19 protein-coding genes are annotated in these 24,376 nt (G+C 73.7%); 9 read left to right on the top strand and 10 right to left on the bottom strand.

Annotation, left to right across the window (positions count from 1 at the left end; genetic code table 11):
• Positions 1–77 precede the first annotated feature (77 nt).
• Complete coding sequence (locus AB0D93_RS02515; protein ID WP_362111874.1) at positions 78–1,214, bottom strand: MFS transporter; 1,137 nt, start codon at positions 1,212–1,214, stop codon at positions 78–80.
• 286 nt (positions 1,215–1,500) lie between these two features.
• On the opposite strand from AB0D93_RS02515, the gene AB0D93_RS02510 reads away from it, so the two are divergent.
• From AB0D93_RS02510 to AB0D93_RS02495, 4 genes are all read left to right on the top strand, one after another.
• Complete coding sequence (locus tag AB0D93_RS02510; RefSeq protein WP_362111583.1) at positions 1,501–2,007, top strand: hypothetical protein; 507 nt, start codon at positions 1,501–1,503, stop codon at positions 2,005–2,007.
• Positions 2,008–2,100: 93 nt separating this feature from the next.
• Positions 2,101–3,039, top strand: coding sequence for a hypothetical protein (locus AB0D93_RS02505; protein ID WP_362111580.1), 939 nt, complete (start codon positions 2,101–2,103; stop codon positions 3,037–3,039).
• A gap of 147 nt (positions 3,040–3,186) precedes the next feature.
• Positions 3,187–4,107, top strand: coding sequence for a hypothetical protein (locus AB0D93_RS02500; RefSeq protein ID WP_362111577.1), 921 nt, complete (start codon positions 3,187–3,189; stop codon positions 4,105–4,107).
• 78 nt (positions 4,108–4,185) lie between these two features.
• Entirely contained in the window at positions 4,186–7,350 is a 3,165-nt protein-coding gene (locus AB0D93_RS02495) for a BTAD domain-containing putative transcriptional regulator (RefSeq protein WP_362111574.1), read from the top strand.
• A 25-nt stretch (positions 7,351–7,375) separates the two neighbouring features.
• Here the strand turns inward: AB0D93_RS02495 and AB0D93_RS02490 are convergent, their stop codons facing one another.
• Both AB0D93_RS02490 and AB0D93_RS02485 read right to left on the bottom strand, forming a co-directional pair.
• Positions 7,376–8,167: an ABC transporter permease gene (locus tag AB0D93_RS02490; protein ID WP_362111571.1), complete on the bottom strand. Its 792-nt coding sequence runs from the start codon at positions 8,165–8,167 to the stop codon at positions 7,376–7,378.
• A complete protein-coding gene (locus AB0D93_RS02485; RefSeq protein WP_362111568.1) occupies positions 8,164–9,150 on the bottom strand; it encodes an ATP-binding cassette domain-containing protein in 987 nt (328 codons plus the stop codon). Before AB0D93_RS02485 ends, AB0D93_RS02490 begins: the two co-directional genes overlap by 4 nt.
• 158 nt (positions 9,151–9,308) lie before the next feature.
• Here AB0D93_RS02485 and AB0D93_RS02480 point away from each other — a divergent pair, with 158 nt between their 5' ends.
• On the top strand, positions 9,309–11,351 hold the full coding sequence (locus tag AB0D93_RS02480) for an NAD(+) synthase (protein ID WP_362111564.1): 2,043 nt from the start codon (positions 9,309–9,311) through the stop codon (positions 11,349–11,351).
• A gap of 50 nt (positions 11,352–11,401) precedes the next feature.
• On the opposite strand, the gene AB0D93_RS02475 is transcribed toward AB0D93_RS02480, so the two are convergent.
• Positions 11,402–12,115: a TIGR03943 family protein gene (locus tag AB0D93_RS02475; RefSeq protein WP_362111561.1), complete on the bottom strand. Its 714-nt coding sequence runs from the start codon at positions 12,113–12,115 to the stop codon at positions 11,402–11,404.
• Positions 12,112–13,131 (bottom strand): permease, encoded by a 1,020-nt coding sequence (locus tag AB0D93_RS02470; protein WP_362111558.1) that lies wholly within the window; start codon positions 13,129–13,131, stop codon positions 12,112–12,114. Before AB0D93_RS02470 ends, AB0D93_RS02475 begins: the two co-directional genes overlap by 4 nt.
• A gap of 154 nt (positions 13,132–13,285) precedes the next feature.
• Here AB0D93_RS02470 and AB0D93_RS02465 point away from each other — a divergent pair, with 154 nt between their 5' ends.
• Positions 13,286–15,088: an NAD-binding protein gene (locus AB0D93_RS02465; RefSeq protein ID WP_362111871.1), complete on the top strand. Its 1,803-nt coding sequence runs from the start codon at positions 13,286–13,288 to the stop codon at positions 15,086–15,088.
• 40 nt (positions 15,089–15,128) lie between these two features.
• Here AB0D93_RS02465 and AB0D93_RS02460 read toward each other — a convergent pair whose 3' ends face one another.
• Positions 15,129–16,946 (bottom strand): prolyl oligopeptidase family serine peptidase, encoded by a 1,818-nt coding sequence (locus AB0D93_RS02460; protein ID WP_362111555.1) that lies wholly within the window; start codon positions 16,944–16,946, stop codon positions 15,129–15,131.
• Between the two features lie 84 nt (positions 16,947–17,030).
• Here AB0D93_RS02460 and AB0D93_RS02455 point away from each other — a divergent pair, with 84 nt between their 5' ends.
• Together AB0D93_RS02455 and AB0D93_RS02450 are read left to right on the top strand one after the other, a co-directional pair.
• Positions 17,031–17,879, top strand: a complete 849-nt coding sequence (locus AB0D93_RS02455; RefSeq protein WP_362111552.1) for a class I SAM-dependent methyltransferase — start codon at positions 17,031–17,033, stop codon at positions 17,877–17,879.
• A gap of 61 nt (positions 17,880–17,940) precedes the next feature.
• Positions 17,941–18,726, top strand: a complete 786-nt coding sequence (locus AB0D93_RS02450) for an SURF1 family protein (RefSeq protein ID WP_362111549.1) — start codon at positions 17,941–17,943, stop codon at positions 18,724–18,726.
• A 46-nt stretch (positions 18,727–18,772) separates the two neighbouring features.
• On the opposite strand, the gene AB0D93_RS02445 is transcribed toward AB0D93_RS02450, so the two are convergent.
• The 4 genes from AB0D93_RS02445 to AB0D93_RS02430 all read right to left on the bottom strand — a co-directional run bounded on the left by AB0D93_RS02445 (position 18,773) and on the right by AB0D93_RS02430 (position 23,442).
• The gene (locus tag AB0D93_RS02445; RefSeq protein ID WP_362111546.1) at positions 18,773–19,981 is read right to left on the bottom strand and encodes a hypothetical protein; all 1,209 of its coding nucleotides are present in this window, start codon (positions 19,979–19,981) and stop codon (positions 18,773–18,775) included.
• A gap of 128 nt (positions 19,982–20,109) precedes the next feature.
• Positions 20,110–20,793, bottom strand: coding sequence for a SigE family RNA polymerase sigma factor (locus AB0D93_RS02440; RefSeq protein WP_362111543.1), 684 nt, complete (start codon positions 20,791–20,793; stop codon positions 20,110–20,112).
• Positions 20,794–21,106: 313 nt separating this feature from the next.
• Positions 21,107–22,171 carry an aspartate-semialdehyde dehydrogenase gene (locus AB0D93_RS02435; protein ID WP_362111540.1) on the bottom strand — a complete coding sequence of 355 codons (1,065 nt, stop codon included), beginning with the start codon at positions 22,169–22,171 and terminating at the stop codon, positions 21,107–21,109.
• Positions 22,171–23,442 (bottom strand): aspartate kinase, encoded by a 1,272-nt coding sequence (locus AB0D93_RS02430; protein WP_362111537.1) that lies wholly within the window; start codon positions 23,440–23,442, stop codon positions 22,171–22,173. The genes AB0D93_RS02435 and AB0D93_RS02430 overlap by 1 nt, the downstream gene beginning before the upstream one ends.
• A gap of 212 nt (positions 23,443–23,654) precedes the next feature.
• Between AB0D93_RS02430 and AB0D93_RS02425 the strand changes: the two genes are divergently transcribed.
• Positions 23,655–24,371 (top strand): sulfite exporter TauE/SafE family protein, encoded by a 717-nt coding sequence (locus AB0D93_RS02425; RefSeq protein WP_362111534.1) that lies wholly within the window; start codon positions 23,655–23,657, stop codon positions 24,369–24,371.
• The last annotated feature ends 5 nt before the right edge of the window (positions 24,372–24,376 follow it).

The raw sequence follows: 24,376 nt of genomic DNA, 5'->3' as shown, positions 1-24,376 counted from the left end.
CGGCCGTGCGGTCACCGTGCTGGGCGAGCTGACCGGCCGTGCGGTCACCGTGCTGGGCGAGCTGACCGGCCGTGCGGTCACCGCGTCCGGGTGCGGTGCCGTACGAGGGCGAGTGCCGGGGCGAGGGCCAGCAAGGTGCCGAGGGCCGCGTAGCCGTGGGTGAGGGTGGTGAGCGAGGCGACCACCGCGACCAGCAACGGCCCGCCCGCGTCGCCGAGTTCGCGACCGAGTTCGGCGGCGCCCATGGTCTGGCCGAGACGCCCGGCCGGGGTCGCGGCGGCCAGGGCGGCGAAACCGAGCGGGGTGATCAGACCGGTCCCGGCACCGATCAGGGCGGCGCCGAGCAGGATGCCGGTCAGACCCGGCAGCATCGCGCAGCCCAGCCCGGCGGCGGTCACCAGCAGCCCTGCCGCGATGCCGGACCGGGTGGTCAGGCGCCCGTCGTCCCGCGCCCGCCCGGCCCACGGCTGCATCACGGCCGCACAGGCGGCGAGCACGGACACGGCGGCCCCGGTCGCCACCGTGCCCAGACCGGCCGCCCGGCCCGAGACCGGCAGGAAGCCCACGCCGACGGACAGGGCGGCGGTCGCCGCGGCCAGCGCGGACGTCGGCACGAGGAACGCCGGGTCGGCCAGCCGCCGGGCCAGGTCCAGCACCGTCTGCCGGGCCTTCGGCAGCGGGGGTACGACGGGAACGGCGAGCGCCGCCCAGCCGGCGACCGCAGCGCCGAGCACCGCGAGCACGGCGAACAGCAGCCGCAGGCCGCCGGCCCACACCAGGACACCGCCGAGCAGCGGACCGAGCGTGTAGCCGATGGACTTGTGGAAGCCGTAACTCCCGAAGGCGCGGCCGTGCCGGGCGGCCGGGTTGAGGCGGGCGACCAGTGCGGAGGCGGACGGGGAGAAGGCGGAGGCCGCGGCGCCCTGCCCGAGCCGGGCGGCCCAGAGCCAGCCGGGGCTGTCCGCGAGGGCGTACAGGGCTGAGGCCGCGGCGAAGGCGACGAGTCCGCCGAGCAGCACCGGGCGTGCGCCGACGCGGTCGGCGAGGGTGCCGAAGACCGGCTTGAGGAACACCTCGGCGCCGTCGTAGAGCGCGAGCAGGCCGCCCAGGACCAGCAGGGAGGTGACCGCGCCCGCGGCGTGACCGCCCAGGTTGGCGGCGATGCCGTGCGCGCCGAAGGCCGTGGTGAACCCCGCCGCGTACAGCGGCCACATCTGCCGGCCCGGCGGCGCCGGCCGTGCGCTCACCGCTTCCCCTCCGGGGCCCCGGCCGGGCCCCGGGGCCGCTTCCGGTTCCGTGTTCGGCACAGCCGTGAACGTAACAGGTGCCCCCTCCACGGCGTGGCCGGGCGCAGGGGGCGGAGCACGGAGCTCAGGTGGTCGCCCCGCGCCTACGCGCCGTCGGCAGGCCGTTGGTCTCTCGCCCCGCTCCTCGCCCGCCGGGTCCCCCGGTCGGCCGCGCTGCCCGCCCTCCCGCTCGTACCCCCCGTAAGGTGGAGCCGTGATCCACGCGCAGCCCGCCGGCCCGGCCGGGGCCCGTTTCCGCTCGGCGGTACGGCCCTCGGTGCTGGTCGCGGTGCTGCTCGGGCTGTTCCTCATGCACGGCGGTCCGGCCGCGGCCTCAGGCGGCTGCCACGGGGCCATGGCGGCGGACGCCGTCATGCGGACGGCGCCCGCCGCGACGACCGCGCACTCCGCCCTCCCTCACGAGCCGATGCCGGGCCGGCCGGAGACGACGGCCGGCCACCCCGGGACCGCAGCCGGGCAGGTCGTGGCCGGTGGTGACAAGGCCGCAGCCCGCACGGCTGAGGCCGTGCGGGGTGACCTCTGTCAGGCCACCACACCCCGCTCGCAGATCCCGGCGCCCCCGGTCGCGTCGGTCGCCCTTGTCCTTCCGGCCGTCGCCCTGCTGCCATGGGCCCGGCCCGGTTACGGCGGTACCCGCCGTCGAGGTCCACCAGGCGGTGGACGCCCTCTCCTGCTCCAGGTGTGCGTCGCGCGGACGTGACGGGACCCGGGACCGCGGCTCGTCGCCGCCGTCCCGCCCGGCCCCCACGTTCACCCGCGCCGGCTCACGGCGCCCACCTGGAAAGACACACCCATGTCCCAGCGCTTCCGCACGCCCCGCCGCGTCCTCGCGGCGGCCGCCGCCACCGCGGCCCTCGCCCTGACCCTCGCCGCCTGCGGCACGGACTCCGACCGCGACTCCGGCCACGGCTCCGCCATGGGCGGCATGCACCACGGCACCACCTCGTCCCCCTCGGCCTCGGCCTCGGCCGAAGGGGACGGCATGGCGTCGATGCCCGGGATGGACGCCGGCTCCGCCGGTAACGGTCTGGCCGCCGCCAAGGGCGGCTACAAAATGACCTCGGCGGTCTCCGCACTCCCGGGGGGCAAGGCGGCCGCGTACCGCTTCGCCATCACCGGACCGGACGGCAAGCCGGTCACCGACTTCGCCGTCGACCAGACCCAGCGGATGCACTTCTACGCCGTCCGCTCCGACCTCACCGGCTTCCAGCACCTGCACCCGGCCATGGCCGGCGACGGCACGTGGACCGCGCCGCTGGCCGCGCTGCGGCCGGGCACCTGGCGGCTGTACGCCTCCTTCACCCCCGGCAGCGGTGCGGGCAAGGGCAAGGGCGTCGTCCTCAGCCGCACCGTGAAGGTGTCCGGCACGGCGATGACCTCGCCCCTGCCGAAGGCGTCCGGGACGACCACCGTCGACGGCTACACCGTGGCGGTGAAGGGCGCTCCGATGGCGGGGATGGCACACCAGCTGACCGCCACCGTCAGCAGGGACGGCAGGCCGGTCACCGACCTGCAGCCCTACCTCGACACCTACGCCCATCTGACCGCGTTCCACCAGGGCGACCTCGCCTTCGCCCACCTCCACCCGGAGACGCGGGCCGAGGGCGACCACGGCGGCCCGACGCTGACCTTCCACGCCGAGTTCCCCCGGTCCGGGAACTGGCGGCTGTTCCTCCAGTTCCAGACGGGCGGCAGGCTGCACACCGCGGCCCTCACCCTGCACGTCGGCTGAACCGGCGGAGCGCCCAGGCCGCACGGGTGGTGCCGTGCGGCCTCTGCCGCCGGGCGAGGACGGTGGAGCGGGGTGTCAACCGCTCGCGGTGAGTTCTGAGTAGAAGGACTCATGTGCGTCAGGGCGCGGGCTGGCAGGCTCCGCGGCATGACGAGCGGCAGAGGGGCGCTGACGGCCCTGCATCTCTTCCTGGTCTGGGTGACGACGGCGGCCGTGGTGCCGGCGATCGGCTACGGGCTGGTGCTGATGGCCTGGGGCGGCGGAACCGGTGCGGCGGTGCCGGTCCTCGCGTTGTCCGTGCCGTCGGCGGTGGGCCTGCTGGTCGCGGTGGGCACACCGGCCAGGACCGTGGTGCCGCTGTGCGACTCCGTGCCGCGGCGGATCGGCTGGGCGGTCCTGGTGTTCGTCCTCGGCACGCTCGGCGTCCTGGCGGGTCTGGCCGCCTACAGCGGGGGCGTCGACCTGGGGAGCGACAGGACCCGGTTCGCGCTGACGGGGGTGCCGTACGCGGTGGCCGCGGCGTTCTTCGTACCGAACCGGTGGATACGGCTCGGCGCGGTGGCCGCGCTGGCCGCCGGGGTGGTCTACGGCGGCTTCGTCGGCCCGGCCCGGGCGCGGCAGCGCGGGCACGTCGCGGAGGTCGCGCGGTACCGGGAGCATCCGGAACTGCAGTATGTGATCGCCACGCCGCCCGGCATGGAGGCGGTCCGTGCCCAGACCGGCGCCGGCTCCTTCGGCATCGAGTACCACTCCGTTCGGCAGGACGGGTACGTGGGCCTCACCGTGCGCCCGCCGCTCACGCCGGAACTCCGGTGCCCCGAACCCGCGGAGAAGGGCGTGACCTGCACGGTGGACGGACACGGCGAGATGCGTACGGTCCGCGACGTCCCCGGTGGCACACCCGTCGTCACCCTCACCCGCCGCCACCGTGCCGCGGAGGCCGAGATCACCAGCCAGACCCTGGACGAACCCGCTCTGCGCCGTCTGCTGAACACCCTGCACCCGCTGTCCGACGCGGAGTTGGAGGAGTTGATGCGGGACAAGGTGATCGACCGGTGGGCGTCCTGACGACGTCGCACCCCGGTCGCGGCGGACGGCAGGACTTCGCCGTGCCCGCGTCGGAGGAAACGCCCTAGTCTTCACGACGTGACCACCGAGCTGACCCTGCTGTCCCGCGTCGCCTGTCGTGGCCGGGAGATCACCGCGCCCCGGTTGCGCGGGCTGTTGGCGCTGCTCGCGGGGGATCTGCGAGCCGGGTGCAGCACCGGGCGGCTGGTGGACGGGCTGTGGGACGACGAACAGCCCGAGCGGCCGGGCAAGGCCGTGCAGGTGCTGGTGTCCCGGCTCCGCGCGCAGCTCGGCGCCGGGCTGGTCGTGAGCACACCCACCGGCTACCGGCTGGCGCTGGAGGAGGCGCAGGTCGACAGTTCCGCACTGCTGCTGCACGAGGCGGCGAGCGCCGGGCGCGCGCGGGCGGGGGACCATGCCGGTGCGCTGGCCGAGGCCGAGGCCGGGCTGGCGCTGTGGGACGGCGGCGTGGGCGCCGGGCCGGGAGAGGACCTGCACGATCCGGTGGTCGCGCTGCGCCTGGAGCGGGTGCGGGCGCACCGGTCGCTGGTGCGCTCCCGCGCGCTGGCGCTCGCCCGGCTGGGCCGGCGGGAGCAGGCCGCGGCACCCCTTGCCGAGCTGGCCGGACAACTGCCGCGGGACGAGGAGGTGCTGACGGAGCTGCTGCGCTGCGAGGCCGCCGGCGCGGGACGGGCCGTGGCGCTGACCCGGTACGACGCCTATCGCCGCCGGCTGCGCGACGAGCTGGGGACCGACCCGGGGCCCGGACTCAAGGCCGTGTACCAGGAGTTGCTGAGCGCCGGCGCGGCACCGGTGCGGCACGGTGTGCCGCACGAGGCGAACCCGCTGCTGGGGCGGGACGCCGACATCGCCGCCGTGGCCGGGCTGCTGCGCACGGCCCGGGTCGTCACCGTCGTCGGTCCGGGCGGGCTGGGCAAGACCCGGCTCTCCCACGCGGTGAGCCGCGCCGCCGAGCAGCCCGTGGTCCACTTCGTCGCCCTGGCCGGTGTCACCGCCGACGACGACGTGGCCGGCGAGGTGGCCTCGGCCGTCGGTGCCGGGGACGGCCGGCCGTACCCCGGCGGCGGGGACGCGGCGGGCGGCATCGTCGGCGCGCTCGGTGCCGGGCCGGCGCTGCTGGTGCTGGACAACTGCGAGCACGTCGTCGCCGGCGCCGCAGCCCTCGTACAGGCGCTGGTGTCGCGGTCCAAGGAGCTGCGGGTACTGGCCACCAGCCGGGCCCCGCTGGGGCTGACCTCGGAGTCGGTGTACGCCCTGCCGGAGCTGTCCCAGGCGACCTCGGTGGAACTGTTCGTGCAGCGGGCGCGGGCCGCCCGGCCCGGCGTGGAGCTGCCCGCGGACTCGGTCGCCGAGATCTGCCGGCACCTGGACGGGCTGCCGCTCGCCGTGGAGCTGGCCGCGGCCCGGGTACGGGTGCTCTCCGTGGCCGACATCTCCCGCCGGCTGCGGGACCGGTTCACGCTGCTGCGCGGCGGAGCCCGCGACGCACCCGAACGGCACCGCACCCTGCGGGCCGTCGTCGACTGGAGCTGGAACCTCCTGGAACCCGACGGCCAGGCCGCCCTGCGCGCGCTGTCCGTGTTCCCCGGCGGCTTCACCGAGGACGCGGCCGAATACCTGCTCGGCGACGCCGGGGACACGCTGGGCCTGCTGGAGCAGCTGGCCGGCCAGTCCCTGATCAAGGCGGACGACGGCCCCGGCGGCGTGCGCTTTCGCATGCTGGAGACGCTGCGCGAGTTCGGTGCCGACCGGCGGGCCGCGGCGGCCGAGGAGGAGACGGTGACCGGCCGGTTCCTCGCCTGGGCGAGGGATTTCGGCCGCACCCACCACGACCTGCTGTTCAGTCACGATCCGGTGCCCGCCTGGGCCCGCATCCGCGCCGAGCAGGACAATCTCGTCCTCGCCCTGCGGCACGCGCTGGCCCGTGCCGACGGACCCACCACCGCGGCCGTCACCGCCGTGCTGTCGTCCCTGTGGTCCACCGGCTCCCACTACGGCCGGCTGGCCACGCTGGCCGCCGACACCGCGGGCCCCCTGTCCCACTTCCGGCCCGACGACCCCGCGGACGTGGAACCGGCCCGCAGCGCGGCGGCGGTGTGCGCGGCGAGCCTCTTCATGGGCCACGGCCCGCGCGCCGTACGCCAGTTGGTGACCCTGCGCCGGCTGCCGCCCGCCCCGCCGGACACCGTGCTGCGGGCCCTGTCCGTCGTCCTGTGCGCCGTGCCGGAGATGCGGCCGCCGGAGTACGCCCGGCTCCAGCAACTGTGCGAGGCCGACGAGCCGTTGCTGGCCGGCATCGCCTCGGGCGTGGCCAGCTACCTCTGGGAGGCCGCGCACGACACGGAGCGCGCGCTGCGGAGCGCCCGCCGGATGCTCGACGCGCTCGCCCCGCTGGACAACCCGGCCATGCACCTGCTCAGCCACGGCCGGATCAGCGAGCTGTGCCTGCAGTCCGAGCGGGGCGCGGAGGCGTACGACCATCTGCGCGCCGCACTGAGCGCGCTGGACGCGTTCGGCGACTGGTCCGACACGCTCGGCGTGCGCTGGGGGCTCGTGCTGGCCAGTCTGCACAAGGGCGAGGTCGACGAGGCCGAGTACTGGCTGGGCCTCGCCGCCCTGGACCAGCCGCCGGAGTCGGACGGGATGTTCAACCCCGAGCTGGAGGCCAGGGCGGAGATCTCGCTGGCCCGGGGACTGACCGAGGTCGGGCTCGGGCTGTGGCGCCGGGCGGCGGAGCGGGTACGGGAGGTCAGTGCCGTGTACGCCGCTGACGATCCCTTCGTGGACCCGTGGGCCCTGCAGGTGCAGGCGGCCGCCGTGGCCGCGCACGCGCTGCACGGCCGGCCGGAACCGGTCGCCCGGCTCGCCGGGGAGTTGCGGGCGCGGCTGCTCGGGCTGCTGTCCGGTGCCCCGGCCGGTGGCTCGCCGGTCGACGGGTCCCCGGTGGAACTGCCGGTGTACGGCACGCTGTTGCTGGCGCTCGGCCACGCCCGGCTGGCCCAGGGCGACCCGGCGGGCGTACGGCTGGTGGCGCTGGCCGAACGGATGCCGGTGGTACGGGAGTTCCCCACCCTGTCCCTGGCCCGCTCCCGGGAAGCGGCGGAGAACGCCGACGGGGCGGCATACGCCGACGCGAGGTCGAGGTACGCCGCCCTGGGACGGGAGGAACTGCGGGGGGTGGCACTGCGGGAGCTGGAAGCCGACGGCGGGGCGATTCCCTGAGGCTGTACGGGGACCGGGCGAGCGGTCACCTCCTGGGCTCGCGATGGAACTGCCCCTTGGACCACACGTAACCCAGCACCGACAGCCCGGCACACCACGCCAGGGTCAGCACGGCGTTCTTCGTGCCGATCCCGCTGCCCAGCAGCAGCCCCCGCAGCGTCTCGATGGCCGGTGAGAAGGGCTGGTACTCGGCGAACCAGCGGAACCAGTCCGGCATGGCGCCCACCGGCACGAACGCGCTGGACAGCAGCGGCAGCATCGTCAGCGGCAGCCCCATGTTGCTGGCGCCCTCGGCGTTCGGGCTGGCCAGGCCCATGCCGACCGCGATCCAGGTCAGTGCGACGCTGACCAGCGTCATCAGCCCGGCCGCCGCGACCCACTCCACCGGCGTCGCGTTCGGCCGGAAGCCGATGGCCAGTCCGATGCCCAGGATCGCCACCAGTGCCAGCAGCGTCTGGAGCACGTTGCCGACCACGTGGCCGATCAGCACGGAGGCGCGGGAGATCGCCATGGTGCGGAACCGGGCCATGATGCCCTCGGTCATGTCGGTGGCCACGGACACCGCGGTGCCGAGCGCGGTCATGCCCACGGTCATGAGAAGGATGCCGGGGACGATGTAGGCGACGTAGTCGGCCCGGTCCGCGCGGCCGCCGATGCCCGCGCTCATCACGTTGCCGAAGACGTAGACGAACAGCAGCAGCAACATCACCGGGGTGAGCATGACGTTCAGGGTGAGCGAGGGGTAGCGGCGCGCGTGCAGGAGGTTGCGCCGGAGCATCGTGAGGTTGTCGCGGAACGCGTGGCCGGCGGCGCTCATCGGGCGGTCTCCTTGTCGGTGGGCCGAATGGTGGCCTGTGCGGGCACGCCGGCGCCGCCGGTCAGGGCGAAGAAGACGTCGTCCAGGTCGGGGGTGTGCACGGAGAGTTCGTCGGCCTCGATCGCGGCGGCGTCGAGCCAGTCGAGGACGGCGCGCAGTTCGCGCTGGCTGCCGTCGCTGGGGATCTGCAGGGTGAGTGCCTCGTCGTCGCGGGTGGTCTCGCGCAGCGCGGCGGCTGCGCTCCGGTAGGCGGCCGGGTCGGTGAAGCGGAGTCTGACGTGTCCGCCGGGGATGAGCCGCTTGAGCTCGTCGGCGGTGCCCTCGGCGGCGATCCGGCCGTCGTTGAGCACGGCGATGCGGTCGGCGAGTTCGTCGGCCTCCTCCAGGTACTGGGTGGTGAGGAAGACGGTCGTGCCGCTGGCGACCAGCTCGCGGATGATCTGCCACATGGTGTGCCGGGAGCGCGGGTCCAGGCCGGTGGTCGGCTCGTCGAGGAAGATGATCCGCGGCTCGCCGACCAGGGTCATGGCGATGTCGAGGCGGCGCTTCATGCCGCCGGAGTAGGTGGAGGCGGGCTTCTTCGCGGCCTCGGTGAGGTCGAAGCGCTCCAGCAGCTCGGCGGTGACCCGCCGTCCCTCGCGCTTGGAGAGGTGGTGCAGGTCCGCCATCAGCAGCATGTTCTCCTCGCCGGTGATCAGCCCGTCGACGGCGGAGAACTGGCCGGTGACCCCGATGGCCGCCCGGACCGCCTGGGCCTCGGCGGTGAGGCCGTGCCCGGCGATCCGCGCCTCACCGCCGTCGGCGGAGATCAGCGTGGACAGGATGTTGACCACCGTGGTCTTGCCCGCGCCGTTCGGCCCCAGGAGGGAGAAGACGGTGCCGGTGGGCACCTGGAGGTCGATGCCGTCGAGGACGGTCTTGTCCCCGTATTTCTTGCGCAGCCCGGTGGCCGCGATCGCGAGTTCGTGGTCCGTCGTCGTCATGCCGCAGAGCCTGCGGCCGGGGCGGTTCAGACCGGTCTCAGCCGGGTTTCAGCCGGGCGGCGAGGCCTTCAGCACACTGAAACCCGCAGGTGGGCGGCGGGAGCGGCGCGGCCTTTAGGCTTCCTCCTGTGGGAACGTCGCTTCGGAAAGAGGTCCCGTTGAGCTTCTGGTCGATCTACCAGCACGGCTTCGCGCGCGTCGCCGCGTGCACGGGCCACACCGTCATCGCCGACCCGCCCGCCAACGCCGAGGCGGTCCTGCGCCACGCGCGCCGGTGCGCCGAGGAGGGCGTCGCCGTCGCCGTGTTCCCGGAGCTGTGCCTGTCCGGGTACGCGATCGACGACCTGCTGCTGCAGGACGCCATGCTCGACGACGTCGAGACGGCGCTCGCCACCGTCGTGGCCGAGTCGGCGGACCTGCTGCCGGTCCTGGTCGTCGGCGCCCCGCTGCGCCACCGGGACGTGATCTACAACTGCGCGGTGCTTATCCACCGCGGCCGGATCCTCGGCGTCGTACCGAAGTCGTACCCGCCGAACTACCGCGAGTTCTACGAGCGCCGGCAGATCGCTGGCGGCGACGGCGAGCGCGGCGGAACGATCCGGCTCGGCGGCGCGGACGTGCCGTTCGGCGTGGACCTGCTCTTCGCGGCCACGGACGTGCCCGGCCTCGTGCTGCACACGGAGATCTGCGAGGACATGTGGGTGCCGGTGCCGCCGAGCGCGGAGGCGGCGCTGGCCGGGGCGACCGTCCTCGTCAACCTCTCGGGCAGCCCGATCACCGTCGGCCGTGCCGAGGACCGCAAGCTGCTGTGCCGCTCGGCGTCCTCCCGCTGCCTCGCCGCCTACGTCTACGCGGCGGCCGGGCTCGGCGAGTCGACCACCGACCTGTCCTGGGACGGCCAGACCCTCGTCTACGAGAACGGGGTGCTGCTCGCCGAGACCGACCGCTTCCCGCTCGGCGAGCAGTACGCGGTGGCCGACGTCGACCTCGACCTGCTGCGGCAGGAGCGGCAGCGGATGGGGACGTTCGGCGAGAACCGCCGCACCCACGCCGCACGCACCGCCGACTTCCGGACGGTGTCCTTCGAGCTCGCCCCGCCGGCCACCACCGACCTCGGCCTGCGCCGCCGCGTCGAACGCTTCCCCTTCGTGCCCGCCGACGCCGAACGCCTCGCCCTAGACTGCTACGAGGCCTACAACATCCAGGTCGCCGGCCTCCAGCAGCGCCTCGCGGCGATCGGCGGCCCCAAGGTCGTCATCGGTGTCTCCGGCGGTCTCGACTCCACGCACGCGCTGATCGTCGCCGCCCGCGCGATGGACCGCGCGGGGCGCCCGCGCAGCGACATCCTGGCCTTCACCCTGCCCGGCTTCGCCACCAGCGACCACACCAAGGACAACGCCCACCGCCTGATGCGGGCCCTCGGCGTCACCGCGGCCGAGCTGGACATCACGCCGACGGCGCGACTGATGCTGAAGGAGATCGGTCACCCCTTCGCCGCCGGCGAGCCGGTGTACGACGTCACCTTCGAGAACGTCCAGGCGGGCCTGCGCACCGACTACCTGTTCCGCCTCGCCAACCAGCGCGGCGGCATCGTCCTCGGCACCGGCGACCTCTCCGAGCTGGCGCTCGGCTGGTCCACGTACGGCGTCGGCGACCAGATGAGCCACTACAACGTCAACTCCGGCGTGCCCAAGACGCTGATCCAGCACCTGATCCGCTGGGTCATCAGCAGCGAGCAGTTCGACGAGGAGACCGGCAAGATCCTGGCCGCGATCCTGGACACGGAGATCAGCCCCGAGCTCGTGCCCGGCGAGGAGATGCAGTCCACCGAGTCGAAGATCGGCCCGTACGCGCTGCACGACTTCACCCTCTTCCACGTGCTGCGCTACGGCTTCCGCCCCTCCAAGATCGCCTTCCTCGCCTGGCACGCCTGGCACGACCGCGAGTCGGGCGCCTGGCCTCCCGGCTTCCCCGAGGCCGACCGCGGCTCCTACGACCTCGACCGGATCCGCCACTGGCTGGAGGTCTTCATCCGCCGCTTCTTCGCGTTCTCCCAGTTCAAGCGCTCGGCCATGCCGAACGGCCCGAAGGTCTCGGCAGGCGGCTCCCTCTCCCCGCGCGGTGACTGGCGGGCCCCGTCGGACGGCACGGCCCAGGCGTGGCTGCGGGACCTGGAGCGGTTCGACCTCACGGAGGCATAGGCAGCGCGCGCGGGACACGTGACCGAGGTCACGGCGGCCGTGTCCCGGCGTCAGTTGTTCCAGGTCTCGTCGTACGGGTCGTGCGGCACCGGGACCGGTTTCGTCGACGTCACCTTCAGATACGGGACCGGGCCGTTGTTCACCGGGTCGTGCGTGAGGCGCGGGGTGTAGGTGCCGGTCACCTCCAGCCAGGCGTCCGGGCGCAGCACCGGGGGCAGCTCGCCGGTCAGGGCGATCTTGACGGGCTGGGCGTCCGCGGCACAGCAGTTGAGGGCCATGCGGACCAGGTACGGCGCCCCCGAGTGGTCCAGGGCGAGGAAACCCGTGACCCGGACCGGGCGGCCGTGCAGGGAGCGGCCGTGCCCGTAGGCCGCGCGGGAGGCGTAGTCGACCACGGACAGCGGGGCCGGGTCGCCGGCGGGCAGCGGGCCGAGGGCGTACGGCTTCTGCAGGGCCGTACCGGAGCGCAGGGCGCTGTAGGAGCCGAGGGCGGGCGGGGCGACGAGGATGAGGGCGAGGAGGGGGAGCAGCAGGAGCCAGGAGACCTTGGGTTCGGGGTGCTCGTGGGTGTGCCCGCCGCCACGGCCCCGGCGGCGCTCGTACCAGACCGTCGCCAGGGCCGCCGCGATGAGGACCGCGCCGGAGGCCAGCAGCAGCGGGCGCAGGCCCCCCTTGACGTAGCGCAGGTACAGGTCGGTGCTGCCCGCGTGGAGGAGGGCGGCGCCGAGCAGGAACATGACGGCGGCCTGGGACTGGCGGTTCACAGCAGCACCGTTCCCGTCACGAGGGCGCCCGCGATCGCCAGCGCGAAGGTGGCGGGGGCGAAGCGGAGTGCGAAGGTACGGCCGAACGTGCCGGCCTGCATCGCGAACAGCTTGAGGTCGATCATCGGGCCCACCACCAGGAACACCAGCTTGGCCGTCAGGGAGAACTGGGTGAGGGAGGCCGCGACGAACGCGTCCGCCTCCGAGCAGATGGAGAGCAGGACGGCCAGCACGGCGAGGGCGAGCACGGAGAAGACGGGGTTTCCGGCCGCCGTGCGCAGCCAGTCCGCCGGGGTGGCCGCCTTCAGCGTGGCCGCGGCCATCGCGCCGAGCACCAGGAAGCCGCCCGCGTGCACGGTGTCGTGCCGCACCGAGTGCCAGAACGCCTCCCCCTTCGTGGCGCCCTCGTGCGCGCCGTGGGCGGGCGGGCGCAGCCAGTCGGTGCGGCCGACGCGCTGCCACAGCCAGCCCATCGCGCAGGCCACCAGCAGGCTCGCCAGGAACCGGGCGAGCACCATCGCGGGGTTGCGCGGGAAGGCGACGGCGGTGGCGGTCAGCACGATCGGGTTGATCGCCGGCGCGGAGAGGAGGAAGGCGAGGGCGGCGGCCGGGGTGACTCCCCTCCGGACGAGGGCGCCGGCCACCGGGACCGAGGCGCACTCGCAGCCCGGCAGGATCGCGCCCGCGACGCCCGCGACCGGGACGGCCAGGGCGGGGCGGCGGGGCAGGGCGCGCGCGAAGAAGGACGGCGGCACGAACACCGCGATCGCCGCCGACAGCAGCACGCCGAGCACCAGGAACGGCAGCGCCTGCACGGTCACCGCGACGAACACCGTCATCCAGCTCTGCATCAGCGGGGTGCCGAGGAGCCCCCGGATGGGGGACTGGGCGAGCACCGCGAGGAGCAGAGTCAGCGTCAGCACCAGCGGGGAGCTGAGCCTGCGGCCCTCCGGGGCGGACGGTCCACCGGCGGGGCCGGCCTCCGCGCCGGGCGGGGCGTCTTCGGTGATGGCCACGTGCGGTTACCTCCGGCTGTCCTGGCTCCCTCCCCCTGCGTACGCGATTCGTCCCCCGGGTGTTCACGCCGTTGCTGGAACCACTCCTGTCCTTGGGGCAGTCTTTTCCCTCGTGGCGAGCGTTCCGTATCAAAGTGGGCCCCGTGCCCCGCACATGGTGGTCTGCGGTGACGACGGGCTCGCGCACCGGCTGGCCGCCGAGTTGCGCGGAGTCTACGGCGAGCAGGTCACCCTCGTGGTACCGCCGAACGAGCGCACCGCCAGGCCCCCGGTAGTCGGACGGTCCCGGTCCGCGTCGGCGGCGCTGTTCGACCGGGTGGTCAGCGCGGCGGTCGGCCGCACGGGCACCGGGTCCGGACCGGCACCGGGACCGGCGGCGACGGCCACCGGTGGTGGTGGCAACGGTCCCGACGCCCAAGGGGTGTTGGAGGCCGCCGAGATCACCGAGGCGGTGCTCGCCGAGGCCGGGGTGGAGCGGGCCGCCGCGCTCGCCCTGGTCTTCGACGACGACGAGACCAACATCCGGGCCGCGCTGACCGCCCGCCGGCTCAATCCCCGGCTGCGGCTCGTCCTCAGGCTCTACAACCGGCGGCTGGGCCAGCACATCGAGGAACTCCTCGACCAGGCGGCCGCGTTGGCCTTCGGCGACGGCGAGGGCGGCACGGACGCGTCCACCACCGTGCTGTCGGACGCCGACACCGCCGCGCCCGCGCTGGCCGCCACCGCCGTCGCCGGCACCAGCAAGGTCGTGCAGACCGACGGGCTGCTGCTGCGGGCCGTCGAACGGCAGGCGGGAACCGGACTGTGCACGCTCGCCCTGCTCTCCCCGGGCGCGGACCCCGAGGGTGGCGGGGAGCAGGAACCCCGGCTGCTGCCCGACGACGACGAGGTGGGGCAGGCCGGCGCGCGGACGGCGATGGTGCTGGAGCAGGTGTCGTCGGCGGGCGGCCGGGAGTCGGCAGCGCCCGGCCGGGGCGGAGTGCCGCCGCTCGCCTCGCTGTTCTCCCGGCGGCTGCGGTGGTCGCTGGCGGGCATGGTGGCGTGCGTGGTCGCGCTCGCCGTCGCCCTGTGGATCGTCACCCCCGGGATCCACCCGCTGCGCGCCTTCTACTACACCCTCCTCGACCTGTTCGCCATCGACAACCCCGCCATCGGGGCTCCCCTGGGCCGGCAGATCCTCCAACTCCTGTCCGGGCTCGTCGGGTTGCTGCTGCTTCCGGTGCTGCTGGCGGCCGTGCTGGAGGCGCTCGGCACCTTCCGCACCGCCTCCGCCCTGCGCAAACCGCCGCGCGGCCTCGGCGGGCACGTGGTGCTGCTCGGCCTCGGCAAGATCGGCACCCGGGTGCTGACCCGGCTGCGCGAGCTGAACATCCCCGTCGTGTGCGTCGAGTCCGAACCGGAGGCACGCGGGCTCGCCACCGCGCGACGGCTGCGGGTGCCGGTGGTGCTCGGCGACGTCACCCAGGAAGGGGTGCTGGAGTCCGCCAAGATCCACCGGGCGTACGCGCTGCTCGCGGTGACCAGCGCGGACACCACGAACCTGGAGGCCGTGCTCTACGCGCGCAACGTGCGGCCCGATCTGCGGGTGGTGCTACGGCTGTACGACGACGACTTCGCCACCGCCGTGTACCGCACCCTGCGGGCCGCGTACCCGCACGCCCTCACCCGGAGCCGGAGCGTCACGCACCTGGCCGCGCCCGCGTTCGCCGGGGCGATGCTGGGACGGCAGGTGCTCGGCGCGATCGCGGTGGAGCGCAGGGTGCTGCTGTTCGCCGCCGTCGACGTGGCCGGGCACGCGCAGTTGGAGGGGCGGACCGTGCGGGACGCCTTCCGGGCCGGGTCCTGGCGGGTCCTGGCGCTGGAGGGACGGACCGACACGGCGCCGGGCCATGTGCTGGAGAAGGGGGACCGGGTGGTGGTTGCCGCGACGCGCACGGGCCTCGCGGAGTTGCGCTGACCGCCGCGGCTCTTCCACCCGGCCGCCCCGAACCGTCGGCCTAGAGCGCGCCCAGGTGCCTCGCCGCGAACTCCATCTCCAGTCTCACCTGCTTGATCCGCTCGTCCACCACCAGGGAGCCGTGACCGGCGTCGTACCGGTACACCTCGTGGGTCGCGGCTCTCGTCTCCAGGCGCTTGACGAAGTTGTCGATCTGGCGGATCGGGCAGCGCGGGTCGTTGACCCCCGCCGAGATGTAGACGGGGGCCTTGACCTGGTCGACGTAGGTCAGCGGGGACGAGGCCTCGAAGCGCTCGGGGACCTCCTCCGGGGTGCCGCCGAGCAGGGTGCGGTCCATGGCCTTCAGGGCCTCCATCTCGTCGTGGTACGCCGTGACGTAGTCCGCGACGGGTACGACCGCGATGCCCACCGTCCACGCCTCGGGCTGGGTGCCGAGGCCGAGCAGGGTGAGGTAGCCGCCCCAGGAGGCGCCGGTGAGGACCAGCCGCTCGGGGTCGGCGAGACCGGAGGAGACCGCCCAGTCGCGCACCGCGGCCACGTCCTCCAGCTCGATCAGGCCGACCCGGTGCTTGAGGGCGTCGGTCCAGGCCCGGCCGTAGCCCGTGGAGCCGCGGTAGTTGATGCGGATCACCGCGTAGCCCTGGTCGACCCAGGCGGCCGGTCCGGCGGCGAAGGAGTCGCTGTCGTGCCAGGTCGGGCCGCCGTGCAGGTCGAAGACCGTGGGCAGCGGGCCGGTCGCCCCCGCGGGCTTCTGGATCAGGGCGTGGATACGGCCGCCGGGGCCCTCCACCCACGCGTCCTCCACCGGCACCGACGGGGGGCACGCCATGCCGGGAGGGTCCAGGACCACGCCGCCGGAGGTGGAGCGCACCGCCGGGGGTTCGGCGGCCGACGACCACAGGTACTCGACGCTCCCGTCGGGGCGGGCCGTGGCGCCGGAGACCGTGCCGGGCGGGGTGGGGATGCGGGTCAGCTCGCGGGTCGCCAGGTCGAAGCGGAACAGCTCGCTGCGGGCCTCGAAGCCGTGGGCGACGAGGAGGGCCGAGCCGTCCGGATACCACTCGGCGCTGACGTCGCCCGGCAGGTCCAGGGCAAGGTCGGTCTGTTCGCCCGTGGCCACGTCCCACACCAGGGGCTCCCAGCGGCCCCGGCGCTGGTGGCCGATGAGCAGCCGGGTGTCACCGTCGACCGGGGCGAAGCCCAGCACCTCCAGGCCCAGCTCCTCGGTGCCGCCCTCGGTGTCGTCCAGCTCGGCGACCGGCGTGCCGTCCGGGCGCAGCACGCGCAGCGCCGCGTGCATGGCGTCGCCGTGCTCGGTGTGCTCGACGGCGATCAGGGAGCCGTCGTGCGAGAGGTCGCCGACGCCCGCCGACTCGCGGTGGCGGTAGATCTCGACCGGCTCCTCGCCGGCCCGGGCGAGGTGGATCGTCGTGCCGTCCTCGTCCGTGGAGCGGCCGACGACCGCCGTGCGGCCGTCGCGGGCCAGGGCCAGGCCGGCCGGGTAGGAGGGTTCGAGGCCGGGGACGGCCGGCTCGGCCTCGCCGCCCGCGAAGGGCTGGCGGCGCCAGATGCCGAACTCGTCGCCGTCCTTGTCGTCGAACCACCAGATCCAGGCGCCGTCCGGGGAGAGCACGCCGTCCGTCGTGCCGTTCGGCCGGTCCGTCGCCTGGCGCTGCTCGCCCGTCGCCCGGTCCCAGGCGTACAGCTCGTACGTCCCCGTCGCGTTCGACACGAACAGGGAGCGGTGCGGCGCGTCCTCCGCCCAGTCGGGCAGTGACACCCGCGGCGCCCGGAAGCGCTTCTCCCAGTCCGGCATGCCGGCCGTGCCCCGCACGCCCGGCTCCTTGCTCTCACTCATGGCCCCAGTCATGCCGCCCATACTGCCTGGCCGCGCCGACAATTGGGTGGCGGGTGTGCGCAGCCTGTGGATAACTTCCCGACCATGAACACTTCCGTCCACACCCCGTCCGTCCCTGAAGGCTGGCGCGAGGACAACCGGGCCATGTGGGACGAGCGCGTGCCCGTGCATGTCGCGGGTGACTACTACGACCTGGACGCCTTCCGGGCCCGCCCGGACGTCCTGCGGGACTTCGAGACGGACGAGGTCGGCGACGTCACCGGCAGGACGCTCCTGCACCTGCAGTGCCACATCGGCACCGACACCCTCTCCTGGGCCCACCGGGGCGCCGCCCGCGTCGTGGGCGTGGACTTCTCCGCCCCGGCCGTCGAGGCCGCCCGCTCCCTCGCGGCCGACCTGGGCCACGGCCCCGAGCGCGCCGCCTTCGTCACCAGCGACGTGTACGACGCGGCCGGCGCCGTGCCCGAGGCGTCGTACGACATCGTCTACACCGGGCTCGGCGCGCTGTGCTGGCTGCCGGACATCCGCCGCTGGGCCAGGACCGCGGCCTCGCTCGTCGCGCCCGGCGGGTTCCTGTACCTCGCCGAGTTCCATCCGCTCACCGAGGCGCTGGACCAGGCGACCGGTTCCCGGATCGTGCGCGACTACTTCTCCCGGGACGCGACGGTCTACGACGAGCCCGGCACCTACGCCGAGCCGGGCGCCTTCACCTTCCACAACCGCAGCGTGCAGTGGCAGCACACCCTCGGCGACGTCGTGTCCGCGCTCGCCGCGACCGGGCTGCGCATCGAGTTCCTGCACGAGCACGAGGTGTCGCTCTTCGCGGCCTTCGAGAACTTCGAGGTGCGGGACGGATACCACCGCTTCCCGGCGGGCCACCCGCGCATCCCGCTGATCTACTCGCTCAAGGCGACCAGGCCCGCCGAGGGCTGACCCGGCGCCAAGGGCCGACCCGCGGGCGGGGGCGCGGGGGCGGCGCCGTACCGTGGAAGGCGTGTACCGGTTTCTGCTGACACCCCGCTGGTGGGGCATCAACGTCTTCGTGCTGCTCGCCATCCCGTTCTGCGTCTTCATGGGGTCCTGGCAGCTGAGCCGGTTCGAGGGGCGGGTGCACGACAGCCGCGCCGCGACGAAGCAGGCCGCGTCCGACCAGCACGAAAGAGCGCGCCCGCTGGACTCCATGCTGCCCGTCGACAAGGCCACCTCGGGGCGCCGGGTCACCGCGAGCGGGACGTACGGCAAGCAGCTGCTGGTGCCGGGCCGGCGGCTGGACGACAGGAACGGCTTCTACGTCCTCACCCTGCTGCACACCGGCTCCGGAAAGGCGCTGCCGGTGGTACGGGGCTGGCTGCCGGGCACGGCCGACGCGGCGAAGGCGCCCGCACCGCCGTCCGGTGAGGTCACCGTCACCGGCGCGCTGCAGGCGTCCGAGACGCCCGGGGACAACGGGGTCAGCGCGCAGGGCGGGCTGCCGGCCGGGCAGACGGCGGCGATCAGCTCGGCCTCGCTGGTCAACCTGGTGCCGGACCGGCTGTACGACGCCTGGGTGACCCTCGACCGGGCCGACGCCGGGATGAAGGCCGTGCCCGCGACGGCGCCGGACGGCACCGGCCTGGACCTGAAGGCGTTCCAGAACCTCGGCTACACCGGCGAGTGGTTCGTCTTCGCCGGCTTCGTGGTGTTCATGTGGTTCCGGCTGGTACGGCGAGAGGCCGAGGCCGCGCGGGACGCCGCGCTGGGCCTGGTGCCGCAGGAGGCACCGGAGCCGGCGGTCCCGTAGCCGGAGCGGCGCCGGAGCACGACTGCCCGCGAGGGCGGCGCTACCGCTACGCCCCCGCCAGCACCCCGGTGAAGATGACCGTCCCCGCGCACTCCCCCGGCACCGTCGCCGTGGCCGAGGGCGAGCCCCCCTGCGCGGTGTGGGTGATCTGCACGCTGCCGTCCGCCGTGCCGTCCTCGGTCATCAGCTGGGTCGTGGTGCCCGACGACGTGCTCCCGCCGTCCGCCGAACCGCCGGTGGCGCCCGCTTCCGGGGTGGGCGACGGATCCGGTGAGGCACCGCCGGTGTCCGTGCCGCCGGTGTTGCTGTCGCCGCCGGTGGTGGGGCAGGTCTGCGAGGGTACGAAGGCGAACTTCTCCTCGTAGGCCGCGCCGGGCTGCAGGACCAGTCCGGTGACCTCCAGCGAGGGGTCGGGCAGGCCGGTCGCCGCGTCCCCGGCCACGTGCCGCGCGGTACTGATCTTGGTCTGGTCGGCCGCGCCCATCGCGGTCGGGGTGATGGTGCCCGCGCCGTCGACGGTGCAGGCCGTGGTGGAGACGTTGACGACGCGGAACGTGCCATAGACCACGCCCGCGGTGTCGGGGGCGTCGGCGGTGCCGGTGGCGGAGCCCAGCTGGGTCGTCGTGCACGACGGGACGCTGCCCGCGGACAGGGTGGCGGAGGGGTTGGCGCCGTCGGTGGAGCCGGTGGAGCCGCCGCCGGGCCTGTTCTTCTGTCCGGGCTTGCCGGACTCCTTGCCGGGCTTGACGCTCGTGCTGCCGTCGCCCTTCCGGCCGCCCGTGTCGCCGCCCTTGTCCTTGCCCTGCCCGGTGCCGCCCTGGGCCTGGGAGGACTGGCCCGCCATGGCGGTGTTGGGGTCGCCGCCGCCGGAGTCGGAGACGTGCACGAGGGCGGGGATCGCGGTGCCGATGAACAGGGCCGCGGCGGCCATGCCGACGGCGGCCTGCCGCTTGCGGGCCCGCCGCGCGGGGACGGCCCGGCGCAGATGCTCCAGCGTGCCGGTGCGCGCCTCGATGTCGTCGACCGCGGAGTGCAGCAGCCGGCGCAGGGCCAGCTCGTCGTTGTCCAGCCCGTCGGTGTCCGGCTCGTCGATGCCGAGCCCGCCGGTGGCCGGCCCGTGGGGGTCGGCGCCGGGCCGGTCCGCGCCCGGTTCGGGTCCGTCGGAACCCTGGCCGAATCCGGCGGGGCCTCGGTCGCGCCCGTCGGGGCCCTGGTCGAGCCCCTCGGGACCCTTCTCGTCGGGGCCGTGGTTCACAGTTCCGTTCCCAGCGTGCGATGACTTGTGCTCTTGCTCGTCCCGCTCCGTCGGCTCGTGCCAGGCGAAGGGTTCGTGACGTTCGTGGGAGTGGCGTTCATCGGAATCGCCCCCTTGGGCGCGCTCGCTCATGCCGGTGCCCCCATGGCCACCCGCAGCGCGGCGATGCCCCGCGAGCCGTAGGCCTTCACCGAGCCCAGCGAGATCCCGAGGGTCTCGGCGACCTGGGCCTCGGTCATGTCCGCGAAGTAGCGCAGGACCAGGACCTCGCGCTGGCGGCGCTGCAGGCCCTTCATCGCCTTGATGAGGTCGCGGCGCTCCAGCTGGTCGTAGGCGCCCTCCTCGGCGCTCGCCATGTCCGGCATCGGCTTGGAGAGCAGCTTCAGGCCGAGGATGCGGCGGCGCAGCGTGGACCGGGAGAGGTTGACCACCGTCTGGCGCAGGTAGGCGAGGGTCTTCTCGGGGTCGCGGACGCGTTTGCGGGCCGAGTGCACGCGGATGAAGGCCTCCTGGACGACGTCCTCGCAGGAGGCGGTGTCGTCGAGGAGCAGCGCGGCGAGGCCCAGCAGGGAGCGGTAGTGCGCCCGGTAGGTCTCGGTGAGATGGTCGACGGTCGTCCCGGCGACCGCGGTCGCCTCGGTCGCCGCGGCCTCCTCGGAGCCGTCACGCTGACTGGGTATGCGGGCGGGCCGCGCTGCGGGCATGGGCGCGATCACCGGCATGCCGCCGGGCGTGCGGGGCCGGAGCGCCGCACGGGGCGGCCGAAGGGCCGCCGTGCCGCGGGCCGCGCTGAGTTCGAGTACCTCTGCCACGCCAGTTGGACACGTCTACCCCCGCCAGGGTTGTACGTGCCGGGCGTCACATGTGCGACGACCGGAGGTGCCTCAAATGCCGTCATGCGTCCCGCTCTTCCCCTATGTCTGATATGGGCGGGCGTCCCCACACCCCGCCCGTCGGCGTCCCCACGCCCGAAGAGTGACCGCAAAGACGCTCCCCGCCCTCCGCACGGTTGCGGGGACGGGGAGGGAAATCCTCTGTTGCCCAGAGCAATGGTTCAAGTGGATTGGACCATGCTTCCGGCCACACCTCTTACACAGATCCTACAAAGTTCTTGTAATGCCGGTGTCAGCGGTCGGCCCACTCGGCCGCGACCAGCTCCGCGATCTGCGCGGTGTTCAGCGCGGCGCCCTTGCGGAGGTTGTCGCCGCACACGAAGAGTTCGAGCGCGGTCGGGTCGTCCAGGGCCCGCCGCAGCCGGCCCACCCAGGTCGGGTCGGTGCCCACGACGTCCGCCGGGGTGGGGTACTCGCCGGCGGCCGGGTCGTCGCACAGCACCACACCGGGGGCGGTGGCGAGGATCTCCCGGGCACGGTCGACCGTCACCTCGCCCTGGAAGCGGGCGTGCACGGTCAGGGAGTGGGTGGTGATCACCGGAACCCGCACACAGGTCACCGCGACCGGCAGCCTGGGCAGCCCGAGGATCTTGCGGGACTCGTCGCGGACCTTCATCTCCTCCGACGACCAGCCGTCCTCCCTGAGCGATCCGGCCCACGGGACGACGTTCAGCGCCACCGGCTCCGGGAACGGCCCGGTGTCCTCCCCGACGGCCCGCCGCACGTCACCGGGCTTGGTGCCCAGCTCGGTCCCGGCCACCAGGGACAGCTGGGCCCGCAGCGCGTCCACACCGGCCCGCCCGGCCCCGCTCACCGCCTGGTACGACGACACCACCAGCTCACGCAGCCCGAACTCGGCGTGCAGCGCGCCCAGGGCGACGATCATCGTCAGGGTCGTGCAGTTGGGGTTGGCCACGATCCCGCGCGGGCGCACCCGTACGGCGTGCGGGTTGACCTCGGGCACCACGAGCGGCACCTCGGGGTCCAGCCGGAAGGCGGCGGAGTTGTCGACGACGACCACGCCGCGCGCTGCGGCGATCGGCGCCCAGTGCGCGGCGACCTCGTCCGGGACGTCGAACATCGCGATGTCGACCCCGTCGAAGGCCTCCTCACTCAGGGCCGCCACCTCGACCTCCTCCCCCCGCACGGCCAGCTTGCGGCCGGCCGAGCGCGGGGAGGCGAGCAGGCGGATCTCGCCCCAGATGTCCGCGCGCTGGGACAGGATCTGGAGCATGACCGCGCCGACTGCCCCGGTCGCTCCCACGACCGCGAGCGTCGGCTTGCCGGTCGGTGCCATTACCGGCCCGTGCCCCCGTAGACCACGGCCTCGTCGGTGTCGGAGTCGAGTCCGAAGGCGGTGTGCACGGCGCGGACCGCCTCCGGCACGTCGTCCTTGCGGGTGACGACCGAGATACGGATCTCGGACGTCGAGATCAGCTCGATGTTCACGCCCGCGTCGGAGAGCGCCTCGAAGAACGAGGCGGTGACGCCCGGGTTGGTCTTCATACCCGCGCCGACCAGCGAGATCTTGCCGATCTGGTCGTCGTAGCGCAGCGAGTCGAAGCCGATGCCCGGCCGGTTCTTCTCCAGTGCGTCGATGGCCTTGCGGCCCTCGGTCTTCGGCAGCGTGAAGGAGATGTCCGTCAGTCCGGTGGAGGCGGCGGACACGTTCTGCACGACCATGTCGATGTTGATCTCGGCATCGGCGATGGTCCGGAAGATCGCGGCGGCCTCACCCGGCTTGTCCGGCACGCCGACGACCGTGATCTTGGCCTCGGAGGTGTCGTGCGCGACACCGGAGATGATGGCCTGCTCCACCTGCTTGTCCCCAATCGGCTCACTGCTGACCCAGGTGCCCTGCAGTCCACTGAAGCTGGACCGGACATGGATCGGGATGTTGTAGCGGCGGGCGTACTCCACACAGCGGTGGAGCAGCACCTTGGAACCGGACGCGGCCAGCTCCAGCATGTCCTCGAAGGAGATCCAGTCGATCTTCTTCGCCTTCTTCACCACGCGCGGGTCGGCGGTGAACACGCCGTCGACGTCGGTGTAGATCTCGCAGACCTCGGCGTCGAGCGCGGCGGCGAGCGCCACGGCCGTCGTGTCGGACCCACCGCGGCCGAGCGTGGTGATGTCCTTCTTGTCGGCGCTGACGCCCTGGAACCCGGCGACGATGGCGATGTTGCCCTTGTCGAGCGAGTCCCGGATCCGGCCCGGCGTCACGTCGATGATCCGGGCTTTGTTGTGGACCGAGTCGGTGATGACGCCGGCCTGGCTGCCGGTGAACGACTGGGCCTCGTGGCCCAGGTTTTTGATCGCCATCGCCAGCAGGGCCATGGAGATCCGCTCTCCGGCGGTCAGCAGCATGTCGAATTCACGCCCGGCAGGCATCGGAGAAACCTGTTCGGCGAGATCGATCAGCTCGTCCGTCGTGTCGCCCATCGCGGAAACGACGACGACAACCTGGTTGCCGTTCTTCTTCGCTTCCACGATCCGCTTGGCGACGCGCTTGATGCCCTCGGCATCGGCTACGGAGGAGCCTCCGTACTTCTGCACGACAAGGCCCACGTGCGCTCCTCGCTCGGTTCGTTTGTGTCGGCTCAGTCTATCGAGCGCCCGAATTCCACCACCCTGCTCCCGCATGGTGAGACATCGGCCGTCCGTGACCCGCACCTGCCCAGCCTGCCGCTCACCACGCGGAAAGTGCCCCGGGTCACAGTGGCCCCTGCATTAAATTTCAACCACCAGCGGCACGGGCATGACGGTACGGGGGGTACGGCATGACGGAGATCCTGCTCGCGGCGATCGTCCTGCTCGGCGGCTGCGTGCAGTGGCTGACCGGCATGGGCTTCGCCCTGGTCGCCGTCCCGGCGCTGGTGCTGCTGCTCGGCCCCGCCGAGGGGGTGGTGCTCGCCAACTGCGCCGCCGGCGTCATCAGCGTCGTCGGCCTCGTGGGCGGCTGGCGCCGCGTCCGCGCGGCGGCGATGGTCCCGCTGTGCGCCGCGGCGGCCTGCACGGTGCCGCTGGGCGCCTGGATGACCCGCCAACTCCCGCGACCGGTCCTGCTGTTGGTGATGGGCTCCCTGGTGACGGCGGCCGTCCTGCTGGTGATGCGCGGCGCCCGGGTCCCGGCTCTCGGCGGCGGCAAGGGGGCCGTGACGGCGGGCGCGCTGGGCGGCTTCATGAACGCGGCGGCGGGCGTCGGCGGCCCACCCGTCTCCCTCTACGCCCTCAACGCGGGCTGGACGGTACGGGAGTTCGTGCCCAACGCCCAGTTCTACGGCGTCGCCGTCAACGCCTTCTCGATCGCGGCGAACGGCACGCCACGCCTGTCCGGCGTTCAGTGGGCGGCCGTCTGCGCCGCGATGGCCTGCGGCGCGCTGACCGGCAACGCGATCGCCGGCCGCATTCCGGAGCACCGGGCCCGCCGGCTGGTCCTGTTGCTGGCCCTGGCGGGCGGCGCGACGGCGATGACGAAGGGGCTGTGGGGGCTGTGAACCCG

It is taken from the genome of Streptomyces sp. NPDC048191 (assembly GCF_040652655.1).
In the GTDB taxonomy this organism is placed as follows: domain Bacteria; phylum Actinomycetota; class Actinomycetes; order Streptomycetales; family Streptomycetaceae; genus Streptomyces.
Note: the sequence above shows the minus strand (reverse complement) of the source record. Positions and strands in the feature narration are given on the sequence as shown.